A 26165-nucleotide genomic window follows, 5' to 3' on the forward strand; every position below is an offset into this window, starting at 1 on the left:
TTAGGCAGTCGACGCGGGGCCAACTGCGGAGCAGGGCGCTCCTCACCATGAGCTTTCAGCACGGACCGTGCTGCACACCGACTACACCCCGAGTGGCCTGTTCATCGAGAAGGGCCAGCAACCCGGCACATCGATCGCGCATCCTGCGCCATGTCAGATCTTGCGAGCGATCTCGGCATAGGCGATGCCGGTGAGGTTCCCCTGGCCGAACAGCAGGCTTTGCAGGTCCGAGCCGTCGAGCTTGGCGACGTACAGGGAGCCTGCGAAATCCGTGACGAACATGCGCTCGTTCGGCAAATCGAGAGCCAGTCCGATTCCTTCATTCAGGTGGCGCACCACGATCTCGGGCTCGTCGGGCTTGTTGTCGATCGAGGCGCGGCTCACGGTATTGCCGCGCGGGGCCTCGCCGCGATCTGTCCAGTACAGCAGGCGGCGCTCGTGATCGATTTCCAGGTCGATCGGCTCCGACAGACCATCGAAGAAGACTTCGATATCAGAGCGTGCCGACGCGCTCTCGCCTTCTGGGATGTCCAGACCCGCGCGGTAGATGACGCCGAGACCACCGTTCTCCGGGCCCTTCTGCGTCCAATACATCCGGTTGGTCTTGTCGTCGATCGCGATGCCGACGCACCACCGCGTCAGATCGGGTTGCTTGAGCTCGGCCGAGCCTCTGTCGACCAGCGTCTCGATCGCAGAACCGTCCATATTGGCGCGCATGACCTTCATCCCCTCGCGGTCACACCAATAGAGCTTGCGGTCGCGCTGATGCAGGATGATCTGCTTCGGCGTGTGCGTATGCCCCTGCGGCACGATCATGATGCGGTTTCCGCCGTCCAGGTCGGCGCGCTCGATCGATCCGTCATCGAGATTCGGAACGCCCATATTGGTCCAGTAGATGTGGCCCGCATCCAGGTCGAGGGTGATGCCGTCCGGGAGACGACAGTCTGTGACGATCGTCTCGCGGCTCGATCCGTCGATGTTCATCGTGTGAATCTTTCCCGCGTTCAGCTCGAGCACAAACAAGCGGGGAACGATCATCGTCGCACGATCATTCAGCGACGTCGTCGCGGCGGCATCAGTCATCTGTCGCTCCTGTTGGGAACAGAACTCTGCCGCGAATTCCGGCCGTCATCTTGAATGGTATTGCAGGCGCTGGTCAGATCTTGCGTTGCCGCGTGCGACTTCGTCGCAATCCGAGCTGGTACCTCGATCAGCGACAATTTGCTGCTGTCTGTCCGGTTCTGAAACAAACGATGCGCCGGCTCACGATCTTTGAAGTTCCATTTCATTGACCGGAGCAAGGCGTACGCCGATATTCGCGTCCGTCATTGCCCAACCATGGATCGCCAGATGAGAACCAGAATCGCAGCCCGCCGCCTGGTGCACAAGCGCCTCGCCGGACGCTGCTTCTCGGCGGCGACCGGGGCCTGTTGCTGATCGCTGCAGCCGAAGTCACCTCAATCATCGATTTGCAGATCCGACAGGAGCGCCGCTGCGCAAGCCGGCGAATGATCACTCATGCCGACAGCCTTTGTCATCGAAGTCTTCAACCGTACCGCGGGCATCGTCACAGCCGACGAGCGCGGCTTCAGCTTCTTCTCGTCCGAACGCGCGTTCGACAGCCTGGAAGGACAGTCCTTTACATCGGCGCGCGATGCCGAGCGCGCCGCCCGTGCGCTCATCACCAGCGGCGGAGGCCGGCGCCGCGGCTCGGCCTGACCTTTGCCAAACGCGAACCCGGCCGATATGGCCGGCAACCCGTCTCCGCTCGGGGCACCACTGCGGTGATGTCATGCCAGCCATGTCCAGGCGCAGCAGGCAGCGCAGAGAAGAACATTTCAATCGGGAGGCTGCGCTGACGAGCAAACCCGTCCTATGCCGCACGGTCCGGAAAGCAGCAGCGTTGCTATTTCGGGTATCGGCTTGTTCTAAGCGCCGGCCCCGACCAAGCTACTACATGCAATCGCATGAAACTGTCCGGAGACATCCATGAGCCTGGTCGAGAGAAAGATCGAAGCGCTGCCCTTCGTGCTCGCCGAGCTGAACTACCTCGCGCCCACCGCGTCCAAGCCGCGGACCTACGCGCTCGATCCGCCGCCGGGCGAGCCGAAGTCCACGGCGCTGCCGGAGCCGCATCAGGTTCCGGTGTTCAACGGCCGCCCGATCGCATCATCGTTCTCGCTCGATCGTGAGGGCTTTGCGCTGGTGCGGCACCCGACCTTCGTGCGTGACTTCACCAATGAAAAGGAAATCCGCTCCGTCTACTACCCGGCGGCGGAGGCGTTCATTCGCGCGACCTTGCGCGCCGATCGTGTCGTGATTTTCGATCACACCGTGCGCAAGCGCGTGCCCGGCGCCGCCGATGTCCGCGACGGCGGGCCGCGGCAGCCCGCGACGCGCGTCCATGTCGACCAGACCGTGACATCCGGCGTCAATCGGGTGCGCGAGCACCTGGGTGACGAGGCTGAGGCGCTGCTGCGCGGGCGAGTTCAGGTCATCAATCTCTGGCGCCCGATCATCGGTCCGCTGCGCGACAGCCCGCTCGCGATGTGCGACGGCACCACCGTCGCGCCGGAGGATCTCGTTGCCTCCGACCTGATCTATCCGAGCCGTAACGGCGAGACCTATTCGGTGACGTACAATCCGGCGCATCGCTGGTTCTATTTTCCGGAGATGACGGTGGACGAGGCGCTGCTGCTGAAGTGCTACGATTCGGCGACCGACGGCCGCACCCGGTTCGCTCCGCATACCGCCTTCGTCGATCCGACCACGCCAGGGGATGCCGCGCCGCGCGAGAGCATCGAGCTGCGGACGCTGGTGTTCCACGACAACTGAGGATGTGCTGGGGAGCATGATGTTTCACGGCGCGGCACCGTACGAGAAGCTTCATCCATGACTTCCGGCATTTCTGAAATTGCGTTGGGACTGATCGCAGGCGATGGTGGGTTGAATGCGTGCATTGCAGCACGTCCAGTCAAGGTCCCCTCATGAATGCCCACTCGTCCCTCGCTGTCGCCGAGCCGATCCGGCCGGTGGAAGCGGTCGTGCCCGAAGCAGCCATAGCCGCGCCGATGGTCCGCTTCGAGGCTCTTTCCAAGACCTATCCCGCCTATCGTGACAAACCGGCCGTCGCGGCGCTCAAGGAGATCGATTTCGCCATCGCGCGCGGCTCGATCACCGGTGTGATCGGGCGCTCAGGCGCCGGCAAGTCGAGCCTGGTACGGCTGATCAACGGGCTGGAGAAGCCGAGCACCGGCCGTGTCATCGTCGACGGGCGCGACATCTCGGCGCTGAGCGGACAGCAGCTTCGGCTTGCGCAGCGCTCGATCGGCATGATCTTCCAGCACTTCAACCTGCTGTCCTCGCGCACGGCCGCTGACAACATCGCGCTGCCGCTCGAGATCGCGGGCTGGTCGAAGGCCGATATCCGGACCCGTGTCGGCGAACTGCTCGAGCTGGTCGACATCGCCGACAAGCACGACCGCTATCCATCGGAGCTGTCCGGCGGACAGAAGCAGCGCATCGGCATTGCGCGCGCGCTGGCCACGCGGCCGGACGTGCTGCTGTCGGACGAGGCGACGTCGGCGCTCGATCCGCAGACCACGCGCGCCATCCTCGACCTGCTCGCCAACATCAACCGCGAGCTCGGCGTGACGATCATCCTCATCACCCACGAAATGTCGGTGGTCCGCCAACTCGCCAAGGAGGTGGTCGTGATCGATGACGGGCGCGTGGTCGAGCGCGGCCATGTCGCCGACATCTTCACCCATCCGAAGCATCCGACGACGCAGACCTTCCTGTCAGAGGTGCTCGGCGATGCCGTGCCGGTGTCGCTGGCGAGCCGGCTCATTCAGGAGCCGACGGCAATCGGGCAGGCGGTCATTCGCGTGCAGGTGCGCGGCACGGACGCCGGCGATACATTGGTCGCGCGGCTCGCCCGCGAGCTGTCGGTCGACGTCGCGCTGCTGTCGGCGCGCATCGATGAAATCGGCGGCCAGCATGTCGGCTCGCTGATCCTCGGCATCCCCGGCGGCGAGGTCGCCGCGCGGCAGACGCTCGCTTATCTCTCTCAGCATCAGTTCGCAGCGGAGCGTCTCGGCTATGTCGCCTGAGCTCATCAACCTGATCGTCCAGGCCACCGGCGAGAGCCTGTTCATGGTGTCGACCGCGGCACTGGTCGCAACCGCCCTCGGCCTGCCGCTCGGCGTCTTCCTGGCGACCAGCCGCAAGGGTGAGCTGTTCGCGGCTCCCGCCGTGAACGCGGCGCTCGGGGTCGTCGTCAATGCGACGCGCTCCACGCCCTTCATCATCCTCGTCGTCGCGATCATTCCGTTCACGCGGCTCGTCGCCGGCACCTCGATCGGCTCGGGGGCCGCGATCGTGCCGCTGACTGTCGCGGCGACGCCGTTCATTGCGCGTCTCGTCGAGGCGGCGATCCGCGAGGTCGATGCCGGCCTGATCGAGACCGCGTCGTCGTTTGGCGCAACGCCGCTGCAGATCGTGTTCAAGGTGCTGATTCCCGAGGCGCTGCCCGGCCTCGTGCTGGCGCTGACGCTCGCGGTGGTCAGCCTGCTCGGCTACTCCGCGATGGTGGGCGCCGTCGGCGGCGGCGGCCTCGGCGATCTCGGCATCCGCTATGGCTACCAGCGCTTCATGCCGGAGATGATGCTGGCCGTGGTGGTCGTGCTGATCGCGCTGGTGCAGACGGTGCAGACCATCGGCGATCATCTTGCGCGACGGCTCAATCGCCGCTTGAGGCAGCGCTGAGCTGATGCAGACACGGATACAATCGACGCGGCCGAGCAGGAGGAAACGACCATGAACGAGATCGTCGAACGACCCAGGAAGTTTGCGCTCGTCGAGCGCGCGCCCGCAGCGACCTTCGAGGAGGAGCGGCTGCATCGCAAGCAGCGCCTAGCGGCGACCTTCCGCCTGTTTGCGCGGTACGGTTTCGATCAGGGGCTGGCCGGCCACGTCACCGTGCGCGATCCGGAATTCCCGGACCGGTTCTGGATCAATCCGCTGTCGACGCATTTCAGCCAGATCAAGGTTTCCGACCTTCAGCTCGTCGATCACGACGGCAACATCCTGATTGGCAACAAGCCGATCAACCAAGCCGGCTTCGTCATTCACTCCGCGATCCACGCCGCTCATCCGCAGGTGATCGCCGCCGCGCATACGCATTCGACTTACGGCAAGGCGTTCTCCGCGCTCGGCAAGCTGCTTGATCCGCTGACGCAGGATTCCTGCGCCTTCTACGACGATCACGTGCTGTTCGATCCGTTCACCGGCGTCGTGCTCGACGCCGAGGAGGGCAAGAAGATCGCGGCTGCGCTCGGCAGCAAGAAGGCCGCCATCCTCCAGAACCACGGCCTGCTGACGGTCGGACCGACCATCGAAGCCACGGCGTGGTGGTACATCGCGATGGACAACGCCGCGCGCACGCAATTGCTGGCCGAGGCGGCCGGGCCGACGAAGCCGATCCCGCATGAGATCGCGAAGCACACGGCGGGGCAGGTCGGCACCCACAAGGGCGGCTATTTCAGCTTCCAGCCGCTGTGGGACTGGATCACCGCGCAAGAGCCGGATCTGTTCAACTGAATTGAGCGCCGGTAGCCCGCATGAGCGCAAGCGACATGCGGGTTCTCCTCCACAGCTCGTGTGACCCGAATGTCCGGGCCAAAGTGAGGAGGATAAATCGTTCGGGAGTCCGGTAAATAAAGAACATTTGTACACGAACATTAATTTAGAGAGCGCGTCCATTGCTTTGTTCGCAGCTGCGATTGATCCTCCGCGGCGCCGGGGCTAGTCACCAGCGGAACTCTTTTGTTTGGTTGGAGACTTGAATGTTACGGTCCGTTGTTGCCCTTGCCGCCTTGCTGTCCGTCGCGCTTCCCGCGCAGGCCGAAACCATCCGCGTCGGTGTTACCGCTGGCCCGCATGCCGAGATCATCGATGTCGTGAAGAAGGTCGCGGCCGAGCGTGGGCTCGACATCAAGGTCGTCGAGTTCACCGACTACGTGATTCCGAACCAGGCGCTGGCGCTCAGGGATCTCGAGGCGAACTCGTTCCAGCACGAGCCTTACCTGAAGAACCAGATCTCCAAGACCGGCTGGAAGATCGTCAAGGTCGCGACCACCATCGCCTCGCCGCAGGGCGTCTATTCGCAGAAGTACAAGACGCTCGCCGAGCTTCCGCAAGGAGCCAAGGTCGCGATCGCCAATGATCCCTCCAACGGCGCGCGCGGACTGATGATCCTGGCGCTGCATGGCGTGATCAAGCTGAAGGACCCGACCAACGTCGCCGCGACGGTCGCCGACATCACCGACAATCCGAAGAAGCTGAGATTCGTCGAGCTCGACGCCGCGCAGCTACCGCGCGCGCTGGCCGATGTCGATCTGGTCTCGATCAACAACAACTACGCCGTCCAGGCCGGGCTCAATCCCGCCAAGGACGCGATCGCGCGCGAGAATGCGGAGGGGCCCTGGGTCAACATCCTCGCAGTGCGCGAGGAGGACAAGGACAAGCCCTGGGTCAAGCAGTTGATCGAGGCCTACCACTCCGAGCCGGTCAAGGCGTTCCTCGACACCCGCTTCAAGGGCACCTACATCGCGACCTGGTGATCCCCAGCTGCCGCCAGCGCCGGCGCATCGACCGGCGGCACGGTGATCGGGCGGGCCTGCAACAGCCGGTCCGCCAGATCGGCGCATTGGCTGCGGATATCGGGGATCGCGATGATCTCCCAGAAGGCGGCGCGCGTCAGCGGGCCGATCGCGAACAGCCGCTGCGAGGGCGTGCCATCGGCACCGACGATGGCGCAATCGGCGGTGACCTCGATGCCGATCCGCAAGGCGTCGCAGCGCGCCAGCCCCTGGTCGAACAGGCTGCGCACGGCCGGATTGGCGGTGGCGCGAGGATCTTTCACGATGCCCGTGCAGTCGATGACGGCGCCGACCTCGAGCGTCTCTATCTCGCTGCGGCCGCGCCGGCGATAATGCGCGCGGGCACCTTGCGTGCCGCCGTCGATCTTGACCAGCTTGGCAGCGGCGATGCGGAGCTGTCCGTCCGCGATCGCCCGCGCGATCCGCTCCTCGACCTCGGGCGCCATGCGGTGGCGATGCACGTCCCACCACGCCCGCGCATGCTCCAGGAAGCTGCGCTTCGACGGCTGTGGCAATTCCTGCCAGAGGCGATGGCTGAACGGCCTCACGGCATCGATGACGGCGCGCCAGTCGCCGCCCTCGGCGATGTGGGCGGCAATCCGTTGCCTGAACCAGCGCAGCAGAACGCTGCCTCGCGTGCCGAACGGAACCTCATCCTCGCTGATCCTGCAGGGAGCGATGCGACGATGTCCCCTGGCCATCAGGCCACGGCGCGAGATTGCGAGGATCGGGCCGCGATGGCCCTCACGCAACAGCGACAGCACGTAGTCCGCCATCGTCAGGCCGGCGCCGAGAATGAGCACCGCCGAGTCGCGGCTGAAGCCGGGAACGGACGGGTTGATCCAGGGATCGGCATGCCAGGCCGAGCGCGGGATCGCCGCGTCATGGCCGGTCGCGAACACCGCGACGTCGCCGAGCTGGCGCGTGCCGTTGGCGAGGCTGACGGTGACGCCGCTGCCACCTTCGCTGACCGCCACGCATTCGCCCTGGATGATGGCGAGCCGCTGCGCACCGTCCTCGGTCGCGAGGTAGGGCGCGATCAGGCTGGCGATGTAGTCGCCATAGAGGCGGCGGGGGACGAAGCAGAACGGATCGGGACAGAGCTGAAGGCTGTGCTCACGGGTCGACAGCCAACGCCAGAAATGGTCGGGATCATCCGGCAGCGCGCTCATATTGGCGGCGCGCACGTTGAGCAAATGATCGGCATTCCCCGTGTGATAGGCGAGCCCGCGGCCGACCTCCGAACGCTTCTCGATCAGGGTGACGCGAATGTCGGACTCCGGGCGTTGCAGCAGCTGATAGGCCAGAAGCACGCCGGACGCGCCGCCGCCGACGATGATGATGTGTCGTTCCGGAAAACGGCTCATGCAGAGATGCCTTTTCTCTCGCGCGCGGACGATGCGTAACGTTCATAATCTAGCACGGAAACCAGCGCCCGGATTCGGAAAGACAAATCTTCCAAGTCTCGGCGTGTTCCCGTCGATATTGTTCCAGGAAAGTGCGGATTGTTGTCGCAACTATGTCGTCTGGAACGACGGCCATGAGAATTGCCCTAAGCGCCGACTGCTAGCGGGGCGGCGACGGCAGCGGGGAACACGCGACTGAATTCTTCTCCGATCAGGGATCGCGGCGAGAACAGAGCGTTCGAAAATCGCGAAACTCTGAAATTGCCAGCAGCAGCACACTGGATGACCATAACAACGCATGTGCGTCGTTTGCGCGCAGGGCTGCGGAGTTCGGACCATGATTGCGCGGGCGATGCCGGCAAAACTAACAGGAGCGCGCGCCTTGCAGATGGCGCGTTGGGTCGCCTCGTGACGACTTCATTGCCTGATCCTTTATCGCTTACCGCTGATGTGCTTGTGATCGGCGGCGGCATGGCCGGTGCCTGGGCCGCGATCTCGGCTGCGCGTGCCGGCGCACGGGTGATCCTGGTCGACAAGGGCTATTGCGGCACCAGCGGCGTCACGGCCGCGGCGGGCCCGGGCCATTGGTGGGTGCCGCCTGAGGCGCGCGAGCAGGCCGTCAACCAGCGCCTCGCCGCCGGGCTCGCGCTCGGCGAGGCGGCTTGGATGCACGCGATCATCGAGGAGACCTGGCGCACGCTGCCGGCGCTCGCGAGCCACTATGCGTTCGGAATCGACGACGAGGGACAGACAAATTATCGCGCCGTTCGCGGTCCCGAATACATGCGGGCGCTGCGCGCTGTTGCGCAAGAGAGTGGCGTCACCATCCTCGACCATTCGCCGGTGCTGGAGCTGCTGGCGCGCGGCGACGGCACGGTCGGCGGTGCGCGAGGTCTTCGCCGGCAGGACGGCGATCGGCCATATGAGATCGCTGCGGGCGCGACCGTGCTGGCGGCGGGCGGCACCAGCTTCCTGTCGCATCTGTTGGGATCGCGTACCAACACCGGCGACGGCTATCTGCTCGCGGCGGAGGCCGGCGCCGAGCTGTCGGGCATGGAGTTCACCGCGGCCTACACGATCGCGCCGGCCCATTCGACGATGACGCGCAGCATGGCCTATGCGTTCGCGACCTATTACGACAATGATGGCCGCGAGCTCGATCTGCCGTTCGGACCGCAGCAGACGATCGGGCTGGCGCGAGCGCTGCTCGCAGGTCCCGTGTTCTGCTCGCTGCATCGGCTGCCGGACGATATCAAGACCCGGCTGCACACGATCTCGCCGAACGTGCCGCTGGTGTTCGATCGCTGGGGCATCGATCCCTGGCGCGATCGCTTCGAGGTCACGCTGCACAATGACGGCACCATCCGCGGGCTCGGCGGCGTCAGGGTCGACGATGTCGATGGCCGCACGTCGGTGCCGGGACTGTTCGTTGCCGGCGACAATGCGTCGCGCGAGAAGGTGGCCGGTGCGATCTCCGGCGGCGGCAACATCAATTCGGCCTGGGCGCTGACCTCCGGCGTCCGTGCAGGACAGGCTGCCGCGCGGCTGGCGCGCAGCATCGGTGCAAAAGCCTTGACCTTGACGCCGCTCGGGCAGGCCGGCCTGCGGCCGCAATTGCGGACCCGTGCGCTCGATCACGACGCGATCAGGGCCGGCGTCCGCGCCGAGATGCATCCCTTCGACAAGACCCTGTTCCGCAAGGAATCGACGCTGGCGGCGTCGCAGCGCGCGCTCGATGGTCTCTGGCGCGAGATCTCCGACCATGCGGGTGGCGATGTCATGCGCTCGCGTGAGACGGCGGCACTGGTCGCCACGGCACGCTGGTCGGTCGCGACCGCGCGCCGCCGGACCGAGAGCAGGGGCCTGCATCGCAGGATCGATCACCCCGGCCTCGATCCCAACCTGGCGGTGCGCCTCGTCAGCCGTGGTCTCGATCGCGTCGAGATCGCAGCCGACACGCGCCACACGCTGGACGCTCCGATCGAGCTGGAAGCCGCGTCATGATCGAGCTCATTCTTGCCGATCGCTGCACGGATTGCGGCGCCTGCGTCGAGGTGTGCCCCACCAACGTGCTCGACCGCGCGGCGTCGGGACCACCCTTGCTGTCGCGGGTGGAGGATTGCCAGACCTGCTTCATGTGCGAGCTGTATTGCCGCGCGGATGCGATCTACGTCGCGCCGGATTGCGATCGCCGCGTCGCGATCACGCCGGACGAGGCGCTGGCCTCGGGGCGCCTCGGTCAATATCGCAAACATTCCGGCTGGGACGAATGGGCCGGCCGGTTTCCCAACGAGCAATGGCTGATGGAAACGGTGTTTCGCCGCGCCGGCGAAGCCGCGCGCGCAGCCGAGACGGACGACAAGAGGACAGCATGACCATCATTACCCACCGGCCGGGCGCGCTGGTCGGCCTCGACGGCTTTCCCGGGCCTACCGAGCGGCCGGACAGCCCGCTGTCGCAAGCGCTGCAACAGCCGTTGCTGCTCGGCCTGTTCCTGCCGATCCAGGCCGGCGGCTGGAGCGCCTCGACCTTGCCGCGCACCACGTCATGGCATTTCGACTACAACCGCGACCTGGTGCTGACTGCTGAGAATCTCGGCTTCGATCTGGTGTTCGCGCTGTCGCAATGGCTGCCGAAGGGCGGCTATGGCGGCGTGTTCACCGGCGAGGCGCTCGACTCCTTCATGACCACGGCCGCGCTGACGAGCCTGACCAGGCGCATCATCCTGATCTCGACAATTCACGTGCTCTACGGTCCCATGCACCCGCTACATCTGGCGAAATACGGCGCCACGCTCGACCACATTTCCAATGGCCGCTGGGGCATCAATGTCGTCACCGGCCATCGAGCCGCCGAGCACGAGGCGTTCGGTTGGAGCCGCATCGATCACGACCGCCGCTATGAGCTCGCCGCTGAGTTTCTCGAAGTGCTGCAGCGGCTGTGGGGTGATCACGAGAACTACTCGTTCTCCGGCCAGTCGTCGTGGAAGCTCAACGGCGCCTTCGTGACGCCGAAGCCGCGTTTCGGCCGGCCGGTGCTGGTCAACGCCACCGGCTCTGACGCCGGCATCGCCTTTGCCGCGCGCTATTCCGACATCGTCTTCATCACCAGCCCCGCCGGCTCGAGCTTCGAGAGCGCGATCCCCGCGCTGCCCGCGCATACGGCACGTGTCAAGCAGGCGGCGCGCGACATCGGCCGCGAGGTGCGCACCCTGCTCAATCCGATGGTGATCTGCCGCGAGACCGAGCGCGAGACCTGGGCCTATCACGACGCGATCGTCGCCCATGCCGACCCGGTCGGTGACTTTCACCGGCTGGACAGCGACGCCCATGCCTGGCGCGGCCGCGTCGGCGTCGACCCGCCCAAGCGGCGGGCGATCGGCGGCAACATCGAGGTGATCGGCACGCCCGAGCAGGTTGTCGAGCAGTTCGTGCAGCTCAAGAAGGCAGGCGTCGACGGCCTGCAGCTGTCGTTCTACGACTTCAAGCCGGATCTCGATGTCTTCGGCCGCCGCGTGCTGCCGCTGATGGAGCAGGCGGGTTTGCGCAAACCGGTGATTGATCCCACCGCGGCGCAGGCGGCGGAGTAGCGGAGCCGTTCGACATCGCACGCATGATTTGTCGGGGGATTGTCGTCGTCCTCCGGGTCGGCTTTGCTAGGCGCCGACGCGCACGCGCTTTTCGAGCATCGGCCGTGACAATGGCGTACGGGCCGGCATGGGGACTGAGGCAATGACGATCATCGAAACGAGGGCACCGATCACTCCGAGCGACGACATCACCGCGGCGCTGCGCAAGCGCTACGGCGCTGATATCCCCGCGATCGCCTCCGGCGCCGAGGAGATCCTCGGCCATCTCCTGGCGCACCGCTCGATCCGTAGCTACCGCCCAGATCCGGTGCCGCCGCACACCGTGGAGACCTTGGTGGCCGCGGCGCAGTCGGCGGCGTCATCGTCGAACCTGCAGACCTGGAGCGTCGTCGCGGTCGAGGACCCCGCGCGCAAGCAGCGCCTGTCGGAGTTCGTCGGCAACCAGAAGCACGTCCGCGAGGCGCCGCTGTTCCTGGTCTGGCTCGCCGATCTGTCGCGGGCCGAGCGGCTTGCGCGGCGGGAAGGGCGCCCCGACGACGGCATCCATTTCCTGGAGACGCTGTTCGTCGCGATCATCGACGCAGCGTTGGCCGCGCAGAATGCAGTGCTGGCGCTCGAGGCGCTGGGCCTCGGCTCGGTCTATATCGGCGCGATCCGCAACCGTCCGCAGGCGGTGGCCGAGGAACTCGGCCTGCCGCCGAACGTGCTCGCCGTGTTCGGCCTCTGCGTCGGCTATGCCGATCTCGCGGCCGGCGAGGACGTCAAGCCGCGGCTGCGCCAGAGCGTGGTTCTGCATCGCGAGCGCTATGCGCCGACCGACGAGATCCACGGTATCGCTGCCTATGACGAGACGTTGCGCGCGTTCCAGACCAGCCAGGGCGTGGCGCCGGTCGGCTGGCGGGACACGGTGCTCAACCGGCTCGGCTCGGCGAAGGCGCTCAACGGTCGCGACAGGCTGACCGAGGCGCTGCGCGCGCTCGGCTTCGGATTGAAGTAGCTGCGGGCGTAGATGTTGACGGCGGTCCGGGACGGGCCGCCGTCATCGATCACTTCATGTAGTCGGGCAAGGTGAAGCCGTCATAGAAGCGATCGGCGAGGATGGCCGCCTTGAAGCCCGGTGACTTGTAGCCGTCGACGATGTCCTTGGCCCAGGCGGTCTCGGCATTGCCGCGCTTGACGGCGACGACGTTGATGTAGGGCGTCGTCATCTTCTCCAGCGCGAAGGCGTTGGTCAGCTTCAGGCCGCTGAAGATCGCGAAATTGCCCTGGATGGCGGCGAAGTCGACGTCGTCGAGCGCGCGCGGCGCCTGCGCCGCCTCGAGCGGGACGATCTTGATGCCGCCGGGATTCTTGATGACGTCGAGCTCGGTGACGTCGATCGGCTTGGAGTCGCGGATCTCGATCAGTCCGAGATCGCGCAGGATCCACAGCGCGCGCTGCAAATTGACCGGATCATTGGGCACCGCGATCTTGGCGCCTTGGCCGATCTTGGTGCCGACCGGGTGCTTCTTGGAATAGATTCCCATCGGCGGTGTCGGCACGTGCACGATGCCGGTGAGGTCGGTGTTCTGCCGCTCGTTGTAGGAATTCAGGAAGATCGTGTGCTGCATGACATTGGCGTCGATCTCGCTCTTGAACACGGCATTGTTGGCCTCGAGGCCGGTCGAGAACTCGACGTAGCGGATCTGGTAGCCCTTCTTCTGCAATTCGGGCGCGACGCCGATCTTGAACTCGTCGATATAGGGGCCCGGGACGAAGCCGACCTTCAAATCCTTCTTCTCGGAGGCTTGCGCCAGTGCGCCGCCGCCGGTGGCGATCGAGAGGACGGAGGCGGCGATCAGGCCGATGAATTGCGATCTGGTGATGTGATGCATGGGACTTCCAAGGCTTGATAAGGCTTGAACCAAACGAAAGGCGGCGCGGGCGCCTGTTGGCGTTCCGCGCCGCCCATGAAACGGCGCTCAGGCGATCGCCTGGACCGGATGGCTGTAGAGGCTGGCAGGTCGATCCAGCCCATAGTGCTCGCGCAAGGTCCGGCCGGTGTACTCGGTGCGAAACAGGCCGCGCTTGCGCAGGAGCGGCACGACATGCTCGGCGAACAGGTCGAAGCCGCCGGGCAGCCAGGGCGGCATCACGTTGAAGCCGTCGGCAGCGCCGTTCTCGAACCAGCTCTGGATGTTGTCGGCGATCTTCTCCGGCGTGCCGGCGATCACCCAATGGCCCCGGGCGCCGGCGAGGCGCTGGATGAGCTGGCGGATCGTCGGCTGCTCGCGGTCGACAATGTCGACGACGAGCTTGAAGCGGCTGGCAACGCCGCGCGCGCCGTCGGTCTCGATCAAATGACGCGGGAACGGCCCGTCGAGATCGAAGCCTGAGAGGTCGAGCCCGAGCATCTGGCGCAGCTGCACCAGCGAGTATTCCGGCTGGATCAGATCGTTGAACTCCTCCTGCAGCCGATCGGCCTCGGCCTGGGTCGAGCCGATGAACGGGCTGATGCCGGGCAGGATCTTGACGTGGTCGGGATTGCGATCGAGCGCGCGCGCCTGACGCTTGATGTCGGCATAGAACTCCTGCGCGCTGGCCAGCGTCTGATGTGCGGTGAAGATGGCTTCGGCAAAACGCGCCGCGAAGGCGCGGCCGTCCTCGGACGAGCCGGCCTGGACGTAGACCGGCCGGCCTTGCGGCGAGCGCGGCACGTTCAGCGGCCCGCGCACGCGAAAATACTTGCCGACATGATTGAGCGGATGGACCTTGTCGGTGTCGGCAAAGATGCCGGACGCGGGATCATTGACCACGGCGTCGTCCTCCCAGCTGTCCCACAGCGCGGTGACGACGTCCAGGAACTCCTTGGCGCGCTCGTAGCGCTCGTGATGTGGGGGATGCTCCGGCAGGCCGAAATTCTGCGCCGCCTGCGGCGCGCTGGTGGTGACAATGTTCCAGCCGGCGCGGCCGCCGCTGAGATGATCGAGCGAGGCGAACAGGCGGGCGAGATTATAGGGCTCGTGATAGGTCGTGGATGCCGTGCCGATCAGGCCGATATGGCTGGTGGCGGCGGCGATCGCCGACAGCCAGGTGATCGGCTCGAAACGGAAACGCTGCGCGTAGCGGACGTTGTCGGCCAACGCCGGACCGTCGGCAAAGAAGATCGCGTCGAATTTGGCGTGCTCCGCCGTGCGCGCAAGCTGCTGGTAATAGCCGATGTCGAGCGCGCGGCTGGCGGACGAACCCTTGTAGCGCCACGCCGCCTCGTGATGGCCGCCGGGATAGATGAAGAGATTGAGGTTCAGTTGACGACGCTGGCTCATGGGGGGCTCGTCTCTGGTGGTTACGAGGAGATGATCGAATTCGAATGGGTGTTCATGGCTTCTGCAGGTTCGGTCCGCCGACCTTGTTGCGGAGCGTGGCTTGCGTCACGACGCTGTTGGGAGGAACATCGTGCGTCAGCCAGACATTGCCGCCAATCGTCGATCCCTGGCCGATCGTGATGCGGCCGAGGATGGTGGCGCCGGCATAGATCACGACGTCGTCTTCGACGATCGGATGGCGGGCGTCGCCCTTGATCAGCGTGCCATCCTCTTCGGTCGGGAAGTGACGCGCGCCCAGCGTGACCGCCTGGTAGATCCGGACGTTGTCGCCGATCACGGCCGTCTCGCCGATCACGACACCGGTGCCGTGGTCGATGAAGAAGCCGGAGCCGATCCGCGCCCCCGGATGGATGTCGATGCCGGTCCTGGTATGGGCGATCTCGGCGATCAGGCGCGACACCAGGCGTGCACCGAGGCCGTAGAGAAGGTGGGCGAGGCGATGATGGATGATCGCCGTCATGCCGGGATAGCCGATCAGGATCTCCGGAAAGCTCTTGGCGGCGGGATCGCCGACGAAGGCGGCACGCAAATCGCTGATCAGGATTCCGCGCAGCCCAGGCAACTCCTTTGCGAAGCTGTGCGTGAGCTCGATGGCCTCGGGCTGACGAAATCCAGGGATCAACTCGTCGCCGACGAACAAGGCGGCGCGGTGGATCTGGTCGGAGAGCAGGTCGAGACCGACGCTCAGCCTGTGGCCGACGAAATAGTCGATGTTTTCGCTATCGAGGTCGTACTGGCCATAGTGGCGCGGAAACAGCGCCTCCGTCAGGGCAGCGACGACCTGCGCCAGCTTCTCGCGCGACGGCGGCCGGTGGATCGTGCCGTCCTTGCGGATGCTGTGCGTTTCCTCCCGCGACACGCGCAGCTCCGCGACCAGCCGATCGAGGCCCCAGCGTTCGCCCGCCGGCGCAGGCGCCTCGGTACCGGAGCCCGCCACAGGACGATGTCTCATGCCGTCTCCCCCATCCTGCGCTGTCACCGCACATGCGCCGGCGGCACGCCGACCTCTGCCAGCAGGTCGAGATCGGCATTGCGGTCGACCTCGACATATTGCTCGTTCCAGTACAGCAGGCTCGACAGCCGCGGCGCCAACTCGATCGTGTCGGGACGGCCGACGATGATCGCATGGTCGTAGCGCTCGATGATCTCGTCCACCTCGCAGGCGATCGCCGCCTGCGCATGCTGCAGCAGCGGGACGCCGGCCGCGTGGCGCGACCACTCGACGCCTTCGAACTTCTGCCGACCGGCCAGATGCGGACTGCTGAAGCGGTCGGCGAGCACGAGCTGATCGGAGCTGAGGACGTTGATCCCGAACCAGCCGTCGCGGACGATCAACGGAAAGGCCGACGATTGCCGGCCGAGATTGATCATCAGCCGCGGCGGCTCGACCGAGAGCGAGAGCAGCGACGCCGTCGTGACGCCGGTGATGTCGTCGCCGCGCCCGGCGGTCACGATGCTGACGCCGGCGGCGACGCGGCGCAGCGCCGAGTAGAAGTGCGGGGGAGTGGACGCCGTCAGGAGATGCAGTCCATGCTTGCTCATCCGTCGCCTCCTTCAGGGGGCTGCGCCTGCCGGTCAGAAGAATCCCTTGGCCGGAAGCGGCGTGCCGTTGATCAGATATTGTCCGATCGCCCGCTCCTTGTAGGTGACCGGATTATGCGACGACAGCGTGCGCGCATTGCGCCAGTGCCGGTCGAAATTGGTGGCCTTCTTGGTCGACGACGCGCCGCCGACGTCGAAGATCAACCCGCCATTGCGGATGGCCGCGTCGTCCGCGACGATCTTCGCCTGTGCCGACAGCAGCGCGGCGCGATGCGCCAGGGCTTCGGCGTCGGAGCGGCCCGCATCGAACGCGTCGGTGGCGGCATCGAGCGCCTCGGCGGCCACGAGCACCACCGTTTCGGCGGCGTGCGCGGACGCTGCGATCTGGCCAATCGTCTGCTGCAGCAGCGGGTCCTCGGTCGGCTTCTCGTTCGGCGCGTAGTAGAAGGTGCGCTTGCGCGAGCGCACCAGCGCGATGGCATCGCGCAACGCCGCGCGGCTGATGCCGGCCACGGCCGCGGTCAGGAACAGCTGCGCGAACGTGTTGGAATAGGGCACGCCATAGCCGATATCAGGCGCGTCGAACACGATCTCCTGCCGCTTCACCCGGACGTTGCGGAAATGCGTGGTGCCGGTCGCGGTCAGCCGCTGCCCCATTCCGTCCCAGTCGTCGATTAGCTCGATGCCGGCGCGATCGAGCGGCAGGATGGTCGCACCCGGACGCCCGCTGGGATCAGCCGCGCGGACCAGGACCAGATCGGAGTAGAGCGTGCCGGTGCTGTAGTACTTGGTGCCGTTGAGCAGATAATCATCGCCATCGGGTGTGAAAGTGGTGTTCGGCGTGATGTTGCCGACCTGCGGACTGTCGAGCTCGGTGGTGGCGAGGCCGATGATCGCACCCGCCGCGACGCGCTGCTGCCACTCCCGCGCTTGGTCGTCGCGGGGAATGCGGACGAGGCGCTCGACCACGCTGAAATGATTGCGCAGGATATGCGCGACGTTGGCGTCGGCCTCGGCGAGCCGGATCACGATCTCGAATAGGCCGCGGATCGTGCTGCCGGCACCGCCGGCGGCCACCGGTAGCCGCAGCGCGCCGAGTCGCGCCTGCTTGATCAGCGCGATTTGCTGGTGCGGCAGGATGCGCTCGCGCTCCCGCTCCGACTCGCCATCGGCAATGGCGGCGAGCAGCTGATCGAGCGTCTCCGCCGCCAGGGGCAGCGAGGTGTCGGCGATGAGAGTCTTGGTCGAGACCGGCTTGTTCATGGGAAGTCCAGGCGATGGAGTGGGAACGATCGTGCTCAGCGCTGCGGCGCCGGGTCTTCGATTGGGGCGAGATGATCGGCGACCTTGACCGGCTCGGGCAGCACCTTGCGCTCGGCCAGCCAGTCCGCGGCCTTCTGCAGGTCGGCGACGAACTGCTTGTCGTTGACCGAGAAATAACGGTACTGGCGGTTCATCGCGATGAACTGATCGCGCACCGTGTCGCTGTACTTGCCGGCCTTTTGCGCGATGTATTCGGCTTCCTTGCTGTTTTCCGAGATCCATTTGCCTTCGGCGCGGAACGCCTCGTTGACGGCACGCACCAAAGCCGGGTTCTCGGTCGCGAATTTGCGGGTCGTCAGATAGGACGTGTAGTCGATCTGGAATTCGAGATCGCGGCCTTCCAGGAAGATGTCGTGCGCCTTGTAGTCGAGACGTGCGATGTCGACGCCCGGGCTCCACATCGACCAGGCATCGACCTTGCCGGAGGCCAGCGCCGGCGCGGCATCCGGCGGATTGAGATAGACGAACTTGACCTTGGAGCGGTCGACCTTGTGCTTCTCGAGCGCGGCGACCAGCAGGAATTCGCCGAGGCCGGAGCGGTTGACCGCGACCGACTTGCCGACGAGGTCCTCGACCTTGTTGATGCCGGAATCGTCACGCGCGATGATCGCGGTGGTGCGCGGCTCGTAGACGACGAACTGGGTGAACACCAGCGGCGAGCCGGCGATGATCGCCGCCAGCGCCGGCGTGGTCGAGCCGCCGAAGGAGAAGTCGGCGGTGCCGCCGGTCACGGCCTGCAGGGTCGGCGCGTGGTTCGGGAAGGGCCCGAGCCATTCGACCTTGATGCCGTCCTTGGCGAGCAGCTTCTCGAACTCACCGCGCTCCTTGGCGATGTTGTTGAGACCGGCGAGGCCCCAGGTCAGGCGCACAGTATCAGTGACGCGGCCAGGGGCCGACCAGGCGTCATCGGTCAGCGTGAGGCCGGCGAGCGCGCCAATGCCGAACGCAGCAGTGCCGAGGAAATGGCGGCGGGAAAGGTCATCCGAAGACATGGTCGATCCTTGAGGCAATCAGGTGTGAAGGGATGGATTGAGCACGCCGAGCTCGGCCAGCAGGTCGCCGCGCGCGACCTCGCCGCCGTCGGCGGCACGATGCTCGTAGGCGATCCGGCCGTCGCGCATCACCAGGATGCGGTCGGCGAGCGCGATCGCCTCGTCGACATCGTGGGTGACCAGCAGCACGCCGGGGCGATGAGTGGCAACGAGCTCGCGCACCAGCGCATGCATGCGGATGCGGGTCAGCGCATCCAGCGCGGCAAATGGTTCGTCGAGCAGCAGCAGCTCGGGCTGCTGCACCAGCGCGCGGGCGAGCGCAACGCGCTGCGCCTGGCCGCCGGAGAGATTGCGCGGCCAGTCGTCGAGGCGGTCGCCGAGCCCGACCTCGGCGAGCGCTGCGGCCGCGCGAGCCCGCGCATCGGGCACGTCGAGCCCGAGCGCCACGTTGCGCCAGAGGCTGTCCCAGGGCAGCAGGCGGTGCTCCTGAAACACCACGGCAGGGCGCTTCGGCGCGATGATCCGGCCGGCCTGGATGGGATCGAGCCCGGCCAGCGCGCGCAGCAAGGTGGTCTTGCCGCAGCCGCTTTCGCCGAGCAGCGCGACGAACTCACCGCGCTCGATGCGCAGATCGAGGCCCTCGATCACGGTGCGCTCGCCATAGGCGCGGCGCAGGCCGTTGACGATCACGGCAGGTGCGGTGGCGCCCTGCAGCGGCGGCGCGAACTGGACGGTCATCGCGCAGCTCCATAGTTCGGGTGCCAGGCGAGCAGACGCCGCTCCAGCCAGCGCGCGATCAGGTCGGCGCCGACGCCGATCAGGGCGTAGATCACGATCGTCAGCACGATCACGTCGGTGCGCAGGAACTCGCGGGCGTCCATCGCGAGAAAGCCGAGGCCCGACTGCGCGCCGATGGTCTCGGCCACGACGAGCGCCAGCCAGGCGGTCGCCAGCGCATAGCGCACACCGGCGAGGATCGAAGGCAGGGCGCCGGGCAGGATGATGCGGCGGATCAGCTGCAAGGTCGACAGCGCCTGTACCCGTCCGAGCTCGAGCAGCTTCGGATCGACCTGGCGGATGCCGAGCGTGGTGTTGATGTAGATCGGGAAGGTCACGCCAAGTGCGACGAGGAACACCTTCTCGGCCTCGCCGACGCCGAGCCACACGATCACCAGCGGCAGCACGGCGAGGAACGGGATCGCGCGGATCATCTGGATGCTGCGGTCGATCAGCGCCTCCGCGACCGCTGAGAATCCGACGAGAATGCCGAGCGCGAAACCGACGGCCCCGCCGATCGCAAAGCCGGCAGCGGCGCGCAGCAGGCTAACGCCGAGATCGTTGAGCAGGGTGCCCTGTGTGGTCAACTTGAAGGCGGTGCGTATGACCTTGCTCGGCGCCGGCAGGACCTGCGGCGACAGATAGCCGCCCTGCGCCGCCGCTTCCCAGATCACGATCAGCAGGACCGGGGCGAGCCACGACAAAGCCTGCAGCGCCATTGGGCTCAGCGCGCGGTGTCGTTCGGTGCCGGGGCGCGCGCCACGGTTGGTCTGCGGCAGCTCGATCGTCCCGGCAGCTTGTTCGAGATTGCTCAAGAGTACGTCGTCCTCGCCATGCTGATCCTCTACCGAGCGCAGTCGCGCGGCAGATGTGTCAAACCGATGCGCACAGGCCACAGCGTGACGCAGCCTCGTTGCGCGCCGGCGAACTGTCCCACGAAACATGGCTGATCGAAATAGAGCCGTTTTCCAATTGTCGTCGCGCTCGGAGGTTTTCGATTTCCCGCGGGCGTCAAAAGCGGCAAGAACTTCTTTTCGGGATTTGTTAGTACGTGCGGCCATGACGACGCGTCGTCGGGACGGCGAGGCGTGACGCTGAGATCGTGAGGCTCGACCATGACACATCCGCTCCGCTTCGGGATCTGGGCCCTGGTGCATGGGCCGCGGGCCGCGCATCAGGATCCGGAAGAGCCCTATGATGCCTCCTGGGAGCGCAATCGTGATCTCGTGCTGCAGGCTGAAGCGCTGGGATTCGATTCGACGCTGGTCGCTCAGCACACCATCAATCCGCATCAGGAGGATCTCGATCAGCTGGAGGCCTGGAGCGCGGCTGCCGCGCTCGCCGCACTGACCAGCCGGATCGAGATCATCACCGCGATCAAGCCCTATCTTTATCATCCCGTCGTGCTCGCCAAGATGGCGCTCGGAATCGAGAACATCAGCCGCGGGCGCTTTGCGATCAATCTCGTCAACGCCTGGAACAGGCCCGAGCTGGAGCGCGCCGGCATCGGCTTCGCCGAGCACGATGAGCGCTACGCCTATGGTCGCGAATGGATTCATGTGGCGTCGCGGCTGCTGCAGGGCGAGCGCCTGACGCATAAGGGCCGCTATTTCGACGTGCAGGACTACGCGCTGCGGCCGAAGGATCTCTATCGTATCAGGCCGCGGATCTATGTCGGTGGCGAATCGGAGCCGGCGCGTGCGCTGGTCGCCGATCACGGCGACGTCTGGTTCATCAACGGCCAGCCGCTGGATGACGTCGCTGGCCTCATCCGCGACGTCGCGGCGCGGCCGAGAGGCTCGGCGCCGCCGCTCCGCTTCGGCCTCTCGGCCTTTGTGATCGCGCGGCAGACCGCCGACGAGGCCGAGGCCGCGCATCAGCGTCTGCTGCGTCTCGCCGAGAAGGATGCGCCGATGAAGGCGATCCAGAAGGCGAACACCGATCCCAAGGTCGTGATGATGCAGACCATGCAGAAGAGCGCGCGCGTCGGCAGCAATGGCGGTACGGCGGCGGGTCTGGTCGGCAGCTATGAGGAGGTCGCCGACCGCATCATCGATTTCCATGCCGCCGGCATCGAGCTGTTTATGCTGCAGTTCCAGCCGTTCGAGACCGAGATGAAGCGGTTCGCAGAGGAGGTGATTCCGCGTGTACGGGAGCGGCAGCGCGATCTCGGCCGTGGGACTGCCGAGTCCGGTCGCCGCGTGGGATGATGCCGCCTGCGAAGCGCGCAGACGAACTGATTGCTTTATGAAGATCGTCGTGCGGGGAGATTATCGCTCGCTACCGCCCCACATTCGAAAATCCATTTCATTGACGATGTGCAGTCGCGAACGCATCATCCGTTCATCATTGGGGCGCTGACGACAGCGCTGGTTCAACGACACATCGATGCATTCCGCGGAGGGAGTGCGGGCGCTGCACGCTCGCGCAACGGCGGAGCTTTGTCGGCAGGAGAGGGCGATGGACAACACGGACAACACAGGCGCAGTCACCCGGCGTCGACTGCTTCAGGCGGGTGCCGGTGCCGCTTTGCTGGCGCCATTCGGCGGCCTCGCTGCGCAGGCCCTGTCCCTGCGGGCCGCACCCGAGATCGATTTCCAGCAGTTTCCGATCTGCCGGACGGCGGCCGAAGTACCGGCCCTCACCGGCGCGCCGCGCAAGCTGAAGCTGTCCTGGAATGCCGGCGCGGTCTGCCTGACGCCGGTGCCGGTGGCGATCGACCAGGGCTTCTTCAAGAAGTACAATCTCGACGTCGAGCTGATCAACTACTCCGGCTCGACCGACCAGCTGCTGGAAGCGATCGCGACCGGCAAGAGCGACGCCGGCCTCGGCATGGCGCTGCGCTGGCTGAAGCCGCTGGAGCAGGGGTTTGACGTCAAGATCGCGGCGGGCACCCATGGCGGCTGCATGCGGGTGCTGGCGCGCACGGATTCCGGGATCAAGACGCTCGCCGATCTCAAGGGCAAGGCGGTTGCGGTCGGCGATCTCGGCGGTCCCGACAAGAACTTCTTCTCGATCCAGCTGGCGCGGCTCGGCATCGATCCGGTGAAGGACGTCGATTGGCGCGTCTATCCCGGCGCGGTCGTCAACGTCGCCGCCGACAAGGGCGAGACGCAGGCGTTCCTGGCGTCCGATCCGCTCGCTTATCTCTGGCTCAAGGATCCCGCCTATCGCGAGGTCGCCTCCAATCTCGACGGCGAGTATCAGAACCGCGTCTGCTGCATCCTCGGCCTGCGCGGCAGCCTGGTGCGCGAGGAGCCGCAGGTCGGCCGCGCCATCACGCAGGCGCTGCTCGATGCCGCGATGTTCACCGCAGAGAACCCGGTGGAGGCGGCGAAGTCGTTCCAGCCCTATGCGCCGAAGCAGGCGACCTTGGCCGATCTCGAAGGCATGGTGCGCTATCACACCCACCATCATCATCCCCACGGCGCTCCGCTCAAGCAGGAGCTGAAGGCCTATGCCGACGACCTCAAGGTCGTCTCCGTCTTCAAGCCGAGCACCGACACCAGCAAATTCGCCGAGCGAATCTATGTCGACATTTTCGCTGTCTGAGGTCGCCCCCGGCGACAGCGCGCGAAGCAGCGCGCTTGCCGACAAGCTCCGCGACGTCGCGCCCGGCATCGCTGCTGCCGTCGCCTGGGCCGCCTTCGGCGCATCCTGCCTCGTTCGCGAGGACGTCGGTGACTGGTCCCGCACCAAGGATCTCGCGATCGCAGCCTTCGTGATCGCCGGGCTCGTGCTCGTCGTGAGTGTCGCCGCCACGCAGCTCGGCCGTGTCGGCTCGGCCGTGCGCGAGCGCAGTCCCTGGCTGCTCGCGCTCGGCGTGTTCCTGACGCTGTGGGAGCTCGCCACCGCCAAATACGCCTTGCTGCCGCTGCCGTTCTTTCCGCCGCCGCAGGCGATCATCGAGGTCTACACCGACGATCTGCCGAAACTGCTCGACAGCGTCATCGCCTCGATCAAGCTGCAGCTCGGCGGCTATCTGATCGGCGCGGCCACCGGCTTCATCACCGGGGTCTCGATCGGCTGGTCGACGCGGATCGGCTATTGGGTGCATCCGGTGCTGCGCTTCATCGGACCGCTGCCGGCCACAGCCTGGCTGCCGATCGCCTTCTTCGCGTTTCCGACCAGCTGGAGCGCGTCCACCTTCCTGATCGCGCTCGCCACCGGCTTCCCGGTGACAGTGCTGACCTGGTCCGGCGTCGCCAGCGTGCCGAGCGCCTACTACGATGTCGCCCGCACGCTCGGCGCCAGGCCGTGGTTCCTGGTGCTGAAGGTCGCGATCCCCGCAGCCTTGCCGCATGTCTTCGTCGGCCTGTTCATGGGCCTCGGCGCCTCCTTCGCGGTGCTGGTTGTCGCCGAGATGATCGGCGTCAAGGCCGGGCTCGGCTGGTACCTGCAATGGGCGCAGGGCTGGGCCGCGTATGCCAACATGTATGCCGCGCTGCTGGTGATGTCGCTGCTGTGCTCCGGCGCGATCACCTTGCTGTTCAAGACCCGGGACCGCGTGCTGGTCTGGCAGAAGGGAGTCGTCAAATGGTAGCCGCAGCCGAAGCCGTCAGGGCGCAATACCCAGGCGCGGCGATCGACATCGCCCATGTCGACCATGCGTTCGACATCGACGGCGCCGAGTTGAAGGTGCTCGACGACGTCAGCCTGATCGTCGAGCCCGGCGAGTTCGTCGCGCTGCTCGGCCCGTCCGGCTGCGGCAAGTCGACCCTGCTGCGGCTGATCGCTGGCCTCGACAAGCCGCGCAGCGGCAGCTTGCGCGAGGACGAGGTCAGCATCAGGGGACCGCATCCCTCGCGCGTCGTCGTGTTCCAGGATCCGACGTTGTTTCCGTGGCGCACGGTCTGGGACAATGTCGCGCTCGGCCTGGAGGCGCAGGGCATCCTCAAGAAGCAGCGCCATCGCGTCGATGCCGCGCTCGACCTCGTCGGCCTCACCGACTTCAAGAACGCTTATCCACATCAGCTCTCCGGCGGCATGGCGCAGCGCGTCGCGCTGGCGCGGGCGCTGGTCAATGATCCCAAGGTGCTGGTGCTCGACGAGCCGCTCGGCAAGCTCGACTCTTTGACGCGCATCGCGATGCAGGCGGAGCTGGTGGCGCTGTGGCAGCGCAAGGGCTTTACGACCTTGCTCGTCACCCACGATGTCGAGGAGGCGCTGGTGCTCGCCAATCGCGTCATCGTGCTCAGCGACCGCCCTGCGCGCATCAAGGCCGACATCGTCGTGGACCGGCCGTATCCGCGACATCGCGGCGATCCGCATCTCGCCGATCTGCGCCGGCAGATTCTTGGTCTCCTCGGGTTGGAAGCGACATGGTAGCCGTCATCGAGAGCCTCGCGCCGCGCCAGGCCGGCGCTGACAATGAGGACGAACTGATCGCACGCGCGCTGCGGCTGGTGCCTGTGTTCGCCGAGCGCGCGCCGGCGCATGATCGCGACCGCAGCTTTCCGTATCAGAATTTCAAGGATCTGTTCGAGGCGGGTCTGCTGTCGCTGACCGTGCCGACGGCGCTCGGCGGCCATGGTGCGGGCGCGGGCCTCACGGCGCGCGTGCTCGGAATCATCGCCGAAGCCGACCCGTCGACGGCGCTGGTCCTGGCGATGCATTACATCCAGCACTTCGTGATGGCGCGGAGCCAAGAATATCCGCCGCGGCTGGCCCGCAAGCTCCAGCGGGACTCGGTCGAGCGCGGCGCGCTGATCAACACGTTCCGCGTCGAGCCCGCGCTCGGCTCGCCGTCGCGCGGCGGGCTGCCGGAGACGATCGCGCGGCGCACCGAGACCGGCTGGCGGCTGAGCGGCCACAAGATCTATTCGACCGGCGCGCCGATCCTGTCCTGGTACTCCGTCTGGGCGAAGACCGATGAGCCGGAGCCGCGGCTCGGCCTGTTCCTGGTGCAGGCGGGATCGCCCGGCATCCGCATCGTCGAGACCTGGGATCATCTCGGCTTGCGCGCCAGCGGCAGCCATGACGTCGTGCTCGACGACGTCGTGATCCCGCTCGACCACGAGATCGAGCTGCGCAAGCCCGCGGACTGGCGCGTGCAGAACCCGACCCAGGCGCTGGTTCATGCCGCCTTCGTCGGCGCCATCTATGACGGCGTCGCGCGCGCGGCGCGCAACTGGATCATCGATTTCCTCAAGACGCGCACGCCGTCGAGCCTCGGCGCACCGCTGTCGACTCTGCCGCGCGCGCAGGAAGTGCTCGGCGCGATCGAGGCGCGGCTGCAGGTCAATTCACGGCTGATCGAGAGCGTTGCGCGCGATTTCGACGAGGGCCGGGTGGTCAGCCCGGTCGAGGGCAACATCATCAAGCTCACCGTCACCAACAATGCGGTGGCGGCGGTCGAGGACGCGCTGTCGCTGTCGAGCAATCACGGCCTCAGCCGCGCCAATCCGCTCGAGCGGCATTATCGCGACGTGCTGTGCGGCCGCGTCCACACCCCGCAGGACGACGCCACGCGCATCGCCGCCGGCCGTCTGGCGCTGGGATTCTAGAAA

At 66.2% G+C, this 26165-nt stretch carries 25 protein-coding genes; 15 read left to right on the forward strand and 10 right to left on the reverse strand.

The annotated features are described in order from the left end of the window. Positions 1 to 153 precede the first annotated feature (153 nt). Complete coding sequence (locus ACVILH_RS21860) at positions 154 to 1083, reverse strand: 3-hydroxyacyl-CoA dehydrogenase (RefSeq protein WP_456714722.1); 930 nt, start codon at positions 1081 to 1083, stop codon at positions 154 to 156. Positions 1084 to 1518: 435 nt separating this feature from the next. On the opposite strand from ACVILH_RS21860, the gene ACVILH_RS21865 reads away from it, so the two are divergent. From ACVILH_RS21865 to ACVILH_RS21890, 6 genes are all read left to right on the forward strand, one after another. Then, on the forward strand, positions 1519 to 1719 hold the full coding sequence (locus ACVILH_RS21865; RefSeq protein WP_456714723.1) for a hypothetical protein: 201 nt from the start codon (positions 1519 to 1521) through the stop codon (positions 1717 to 1719). 270 nt (positions 1720 to 1989) lie between these two features. Further along, positions 1990 to 2835, forward strand: a complete 846-nt coding sequence (locus tag ACVILH_RS21870; RefSeq protein WP_456714724.1) for a CmcJ/NvfI family oxidoreductase — start codon at positions 1990 to 1992, stop codon at positions 2833 to 2835. Positions 2836 to 2987: 152 nt separating this feature from the next. Next, positions 2988 to 4112, forward strand: coding sequence for a methionine ABC transporter ATP-binding protein (locus ACVILH_RS21875; RefSeq protein ID WP_456714725.1), 1125 nt, complete (start codon positions 2988 to 2990; stop codon positions 4110 to 4112). Then, positions 4102 to 4767 carry a methionine ABC transporter permease gene (locus ACVILH_RS21880; RefSeq protein WP_456714726.1) on the forward strand — a complete coding sequence of 222 codons (666 nt, stop codon included), beginning with the start codon at positions 4102 to 4104 and terminating at the stop codon, positions 4765 to 4767. The genes ACVILH_RS21875 and ACVILH_RS21880 overlap by 11 nt, the downstream gene beginning before the upstream one ends. A gap of 21 nt (positions 4768 to 4788) precedes the next feature. Then, positions 4789 to 5601, forward strand: a complete 813-nt coding sequence (locus ACVILH_RS21885; protein ID WP_456717045.1) for a class II aldolase/adducin family protein — start codon at positions 4789 to 4791, stop codon at positions 5599 to 5601. Between the two features lie 245 nt (positions 5602 to 5846). Beyond that, a complete protein-coding gene (locus ACVILH_RS21890) occupies positions 5847 to 6623 on the forward strand; it encodes a MetQ/NlpA family ABC transporter substrate-binding protein (protein WP_456714727.1) in 777 nt (258 codons plus the stop codon). On the opposite strand, the gene ACVILH_RS21895 is transcribed toward ACVILH_RS21890, so the two are convergent. Beyond that, entirely contained in the window at positions 6605 to 8029 is a 1425-nt protein-coding gene (locus ACVILH_RS21895; protein ID WP_456714728.1) for an FAD/NAD(P)-binding protein, read from the reverse strand. The two genes, ACVILH_RS21890 and ACVILH_RS21895, sit on opposite strands and share 19 nt — an antisense overlap. Positions 8030 to 8476: 447 nt before the next feature. Here ACVILH_RS21895 and ACVILH_RS21900 point away from each other — a divergent pair, with 447 nt between their 5' ends. From ACVILH_RS21900 to ACVILH_RS21915, 4 genes are all read left to right on the forward strand, one after another. After that, complete coding sequence (locus tag ACVILH_RS21900; protein WP_456714729.1) at positions 8477 to 10072, forward strand: FAD-dependent oxidoreductase; 1596 nt, start codon at positions 8477 to 8479, stop codon at positions 10070 to 10072. Then, entirely contained in the window at positions 10069 to 10443 is a 375-nt protein-coding gene (locus ACVILH_RS21905; RefSeq protein WP_456714730.1) for a 4Fe-4S binding protein, read from the forward strand. The genes ACVILH_RS21900 and ACVILH_RS21905 overlap by 4 nt, the downstream gene beginning before the upstream one ends. Then, positions 10440 to 11657 (forward strand): LLM class flavin-dependent oxidoreductase, encoded by a 1218-nt coding sequence (locus ACVILH_RS21910; RefSeq protein WP_456714731.1) that lies wholly within the window; start codon positions 10440 to 10442, stop codon positions 11655 to 11657. Before ACVILH_RS21905 ends, ACVILH_RS21910 begins: the two co-directional genes overlap by 4 nt. A 142-nt stretch (positions 11658 to 11799) precedes the next feature. After that, positions 11800 to 12654 carry an NADPH-dependent oxidoreductase gene (locus ACVILH_RS21915; RefSeq protein WP_456714732.1) on the forward strand — a complete coding sequence of 285 codons (855 nt, stop codon included), beginning with the start codon at positions 11800 to 11802 and terminating at the stop codon, positions 12652 to 12654. Between the two features lie 49 nt (positions 12655 to 12703). Here the strand turns inward: ACVILH_RS21915 and ACVILH_RS21920 are convergent, their stop codons facing one another. From ACVILH_RS21920 to ACVILH_RS21955, 8 genes are all read right to left on the reverse strand, one after another. Continuing rightward, on the reverse strand, positions 12704 to 13531 hold the full coding sequence (locus ACVILH_RS21920; RefSeq protein ID WP_456714733.1) for a MetQ/NlpA family ABC transporter substrate-binding protein: 828 nt from the start codon (positions 13529 to 13531) through the stop codon (positions 12704 to 12706). Positions 13532 to 13618: 87 nt separating this feature from the next. After that, positions 13619 to 14962, reverse strand: coding sequence for an LLM class flavin-dependent oxidoreductase (locus ACVILH_RS21925; protein WP_456714734.1), 1344 nt, complete (start codon positions 14960 to 14962; stop codon positions 13619 to 13621). 52 nt (positions 14963 to 15014) lie between these two features. Next, the gene (epsC, locus tag ACVILH_RS21930) at positions 15015 to 15974 is read right to left on the reverse strand and encodes a serine O-acetyltransferase EpsC (RefSeq protein ID WP_456714735.1); all 960 of its coding nucleotides are present in this window, start codon (positions 15972 to 15974) and stop codon (positions 15015 to 15017) included. A gap of 23 nt (positions 15975 to 15997) precedes the next feature. After that, positions 15998 to 16564 carry a flavin reductase family protein gene (locus tag ACVILH_RS21935; protein ID WP_456714736.1) on the reverse strand — a complete coding sequence of 189 codons (567 nt, stop codon included), beginning with the start codon at positions 16562 to 16564 and terminating at the stop codon, positions 15998 to 16000. Positions 16565 to 16597: 33 nt separating this feature from the next. Next, complete coding sequence (locus tag ACVILH_RS21940; protein ID WP_456714737.1) at positions 16598 to 17827, reverse strand: acyl-CoA dehydrogenase family protein; 1230 nt, start codon at positions 17825 to 17827, stop codon at positions 16598 to 16600. A 35-nt stretch (positions 17828 to 17862) separates the two neighbouring features. After that, positions 17863 to 18879, reverse strand: a complete 1017-nt coding sequence (locus tag ACVILH_RS21945) for an NrtA/SsuA/CpmA family ABC transporter substrate-binding protein (RefSeq protein WP_456714738.1) — start codon at positions 18877 to 18879, stop codon at positions 17863 to 17865. Between the two features lie 18 nt (positions 18880 to 18897). Beyond that, positions 18898 to 19617: an ABC transporter ATP-binding protein gene (locus ACVILH_RS21950; protein ID WP_456714739.1), complete on the reverse strand. Its 720-nt coding sequence runs from the start codon at positions 19615 to 19617 to the stop codon at positions 18898 to 18900. After that, positions 19614 to 20471, reverse strand: coding sequence for an ABC transporter permease subunit (locus tag ACVILH_RS21955; protein ID WP_456714740.1), 858 nt, complete (start codon positions 20469 to 20471; stop codon positions 19614 to 19616). Before ACVILH_RS21955 ends, ACVILH_RS21950 begins: the two co-directional genes overlap by 4 nt. A gap of 300 nt (positions 20472 to 20771) precedes the next feature. On the opposite strand from ACVILH_RS21955, the gene ACVILH_RS21960 reads away from it, so the two are divergent. The 5 genes from ACVILH_RS21960 (at position 20772) to ACVILH_RS21980 (ending at position 26162) form a co-directional block, all read left to right on the forward strand. Next, complete coding sequence (locus ACVILH_RS21960) at positions 20772 to 21866, forward strand: LLM class flavin-dependent oxidoreductase (RefSeq protein ID WP_456714741.1); 1095 nt, start codon at positions 20772 to 20774, stop codon at positions 21864 to 21866. 250 nt (positions 21867 to 22116) lie between these two features. Further along, a complete protein-coding gene (locus tag ACVILH_RS21965) occupies positions 22117 to 23208 on the forward strand; it encodes an ABC transporter substrate-binding protein (protein WP_456714742.1) in 1092 nt (363 codons plus the stop codon). Next, positions 23186 to 24199: an ABC transporter permease gene (locus ACVILH_RS21970; RefSeq protein ID WP_456714743.1), complete on the forward strand. Its 1014-nt coding sequence runs from the start codon at positions 23186 to 23188 to the stop codon at positions 24197 to 24199. The genes ACVILH_RS21965 and ACVILH_RS21970 overlap by 23 nt, the downstream gene beginning before the upstream one ends. Continuing rightward, complete coding sequence (locus ACVILH_RS21975; RefSeq protein WP_456714744.1) at positions 24193 to 24984, forward strand: ABC transporter ATP-binding protein; 792 nt, start codon at positions 24193 to 24195, stop codon at positions 24982 to 24984. The genes ACVILH_RS21970 and ACVILH_RS21975 overlap by 7 nt, the downstream gene beginning before the upstream one ends. Then, positions 24978 to 26162 (forward strand): acyl-CoA dehydrogenase family protein, encoded by a 1185-nt coding sequence (locus ACVILH_RS21980; protein WP_456714745.1) that lies wholly within the window; start codon positions 24978 to 24980, stop codon positions 26160 to 26162. The genes ACVILH_RS21975 and ACVILH_RS21980 overlap by 7 nt, the downstream gene beginning before the upstream one ends. Positions 26163 to 26165: the final 3 nt, after the last annotated feature.

This window comes from Bradyrhizobium sp. USDA 4353 (assembly GCF_054063215.1).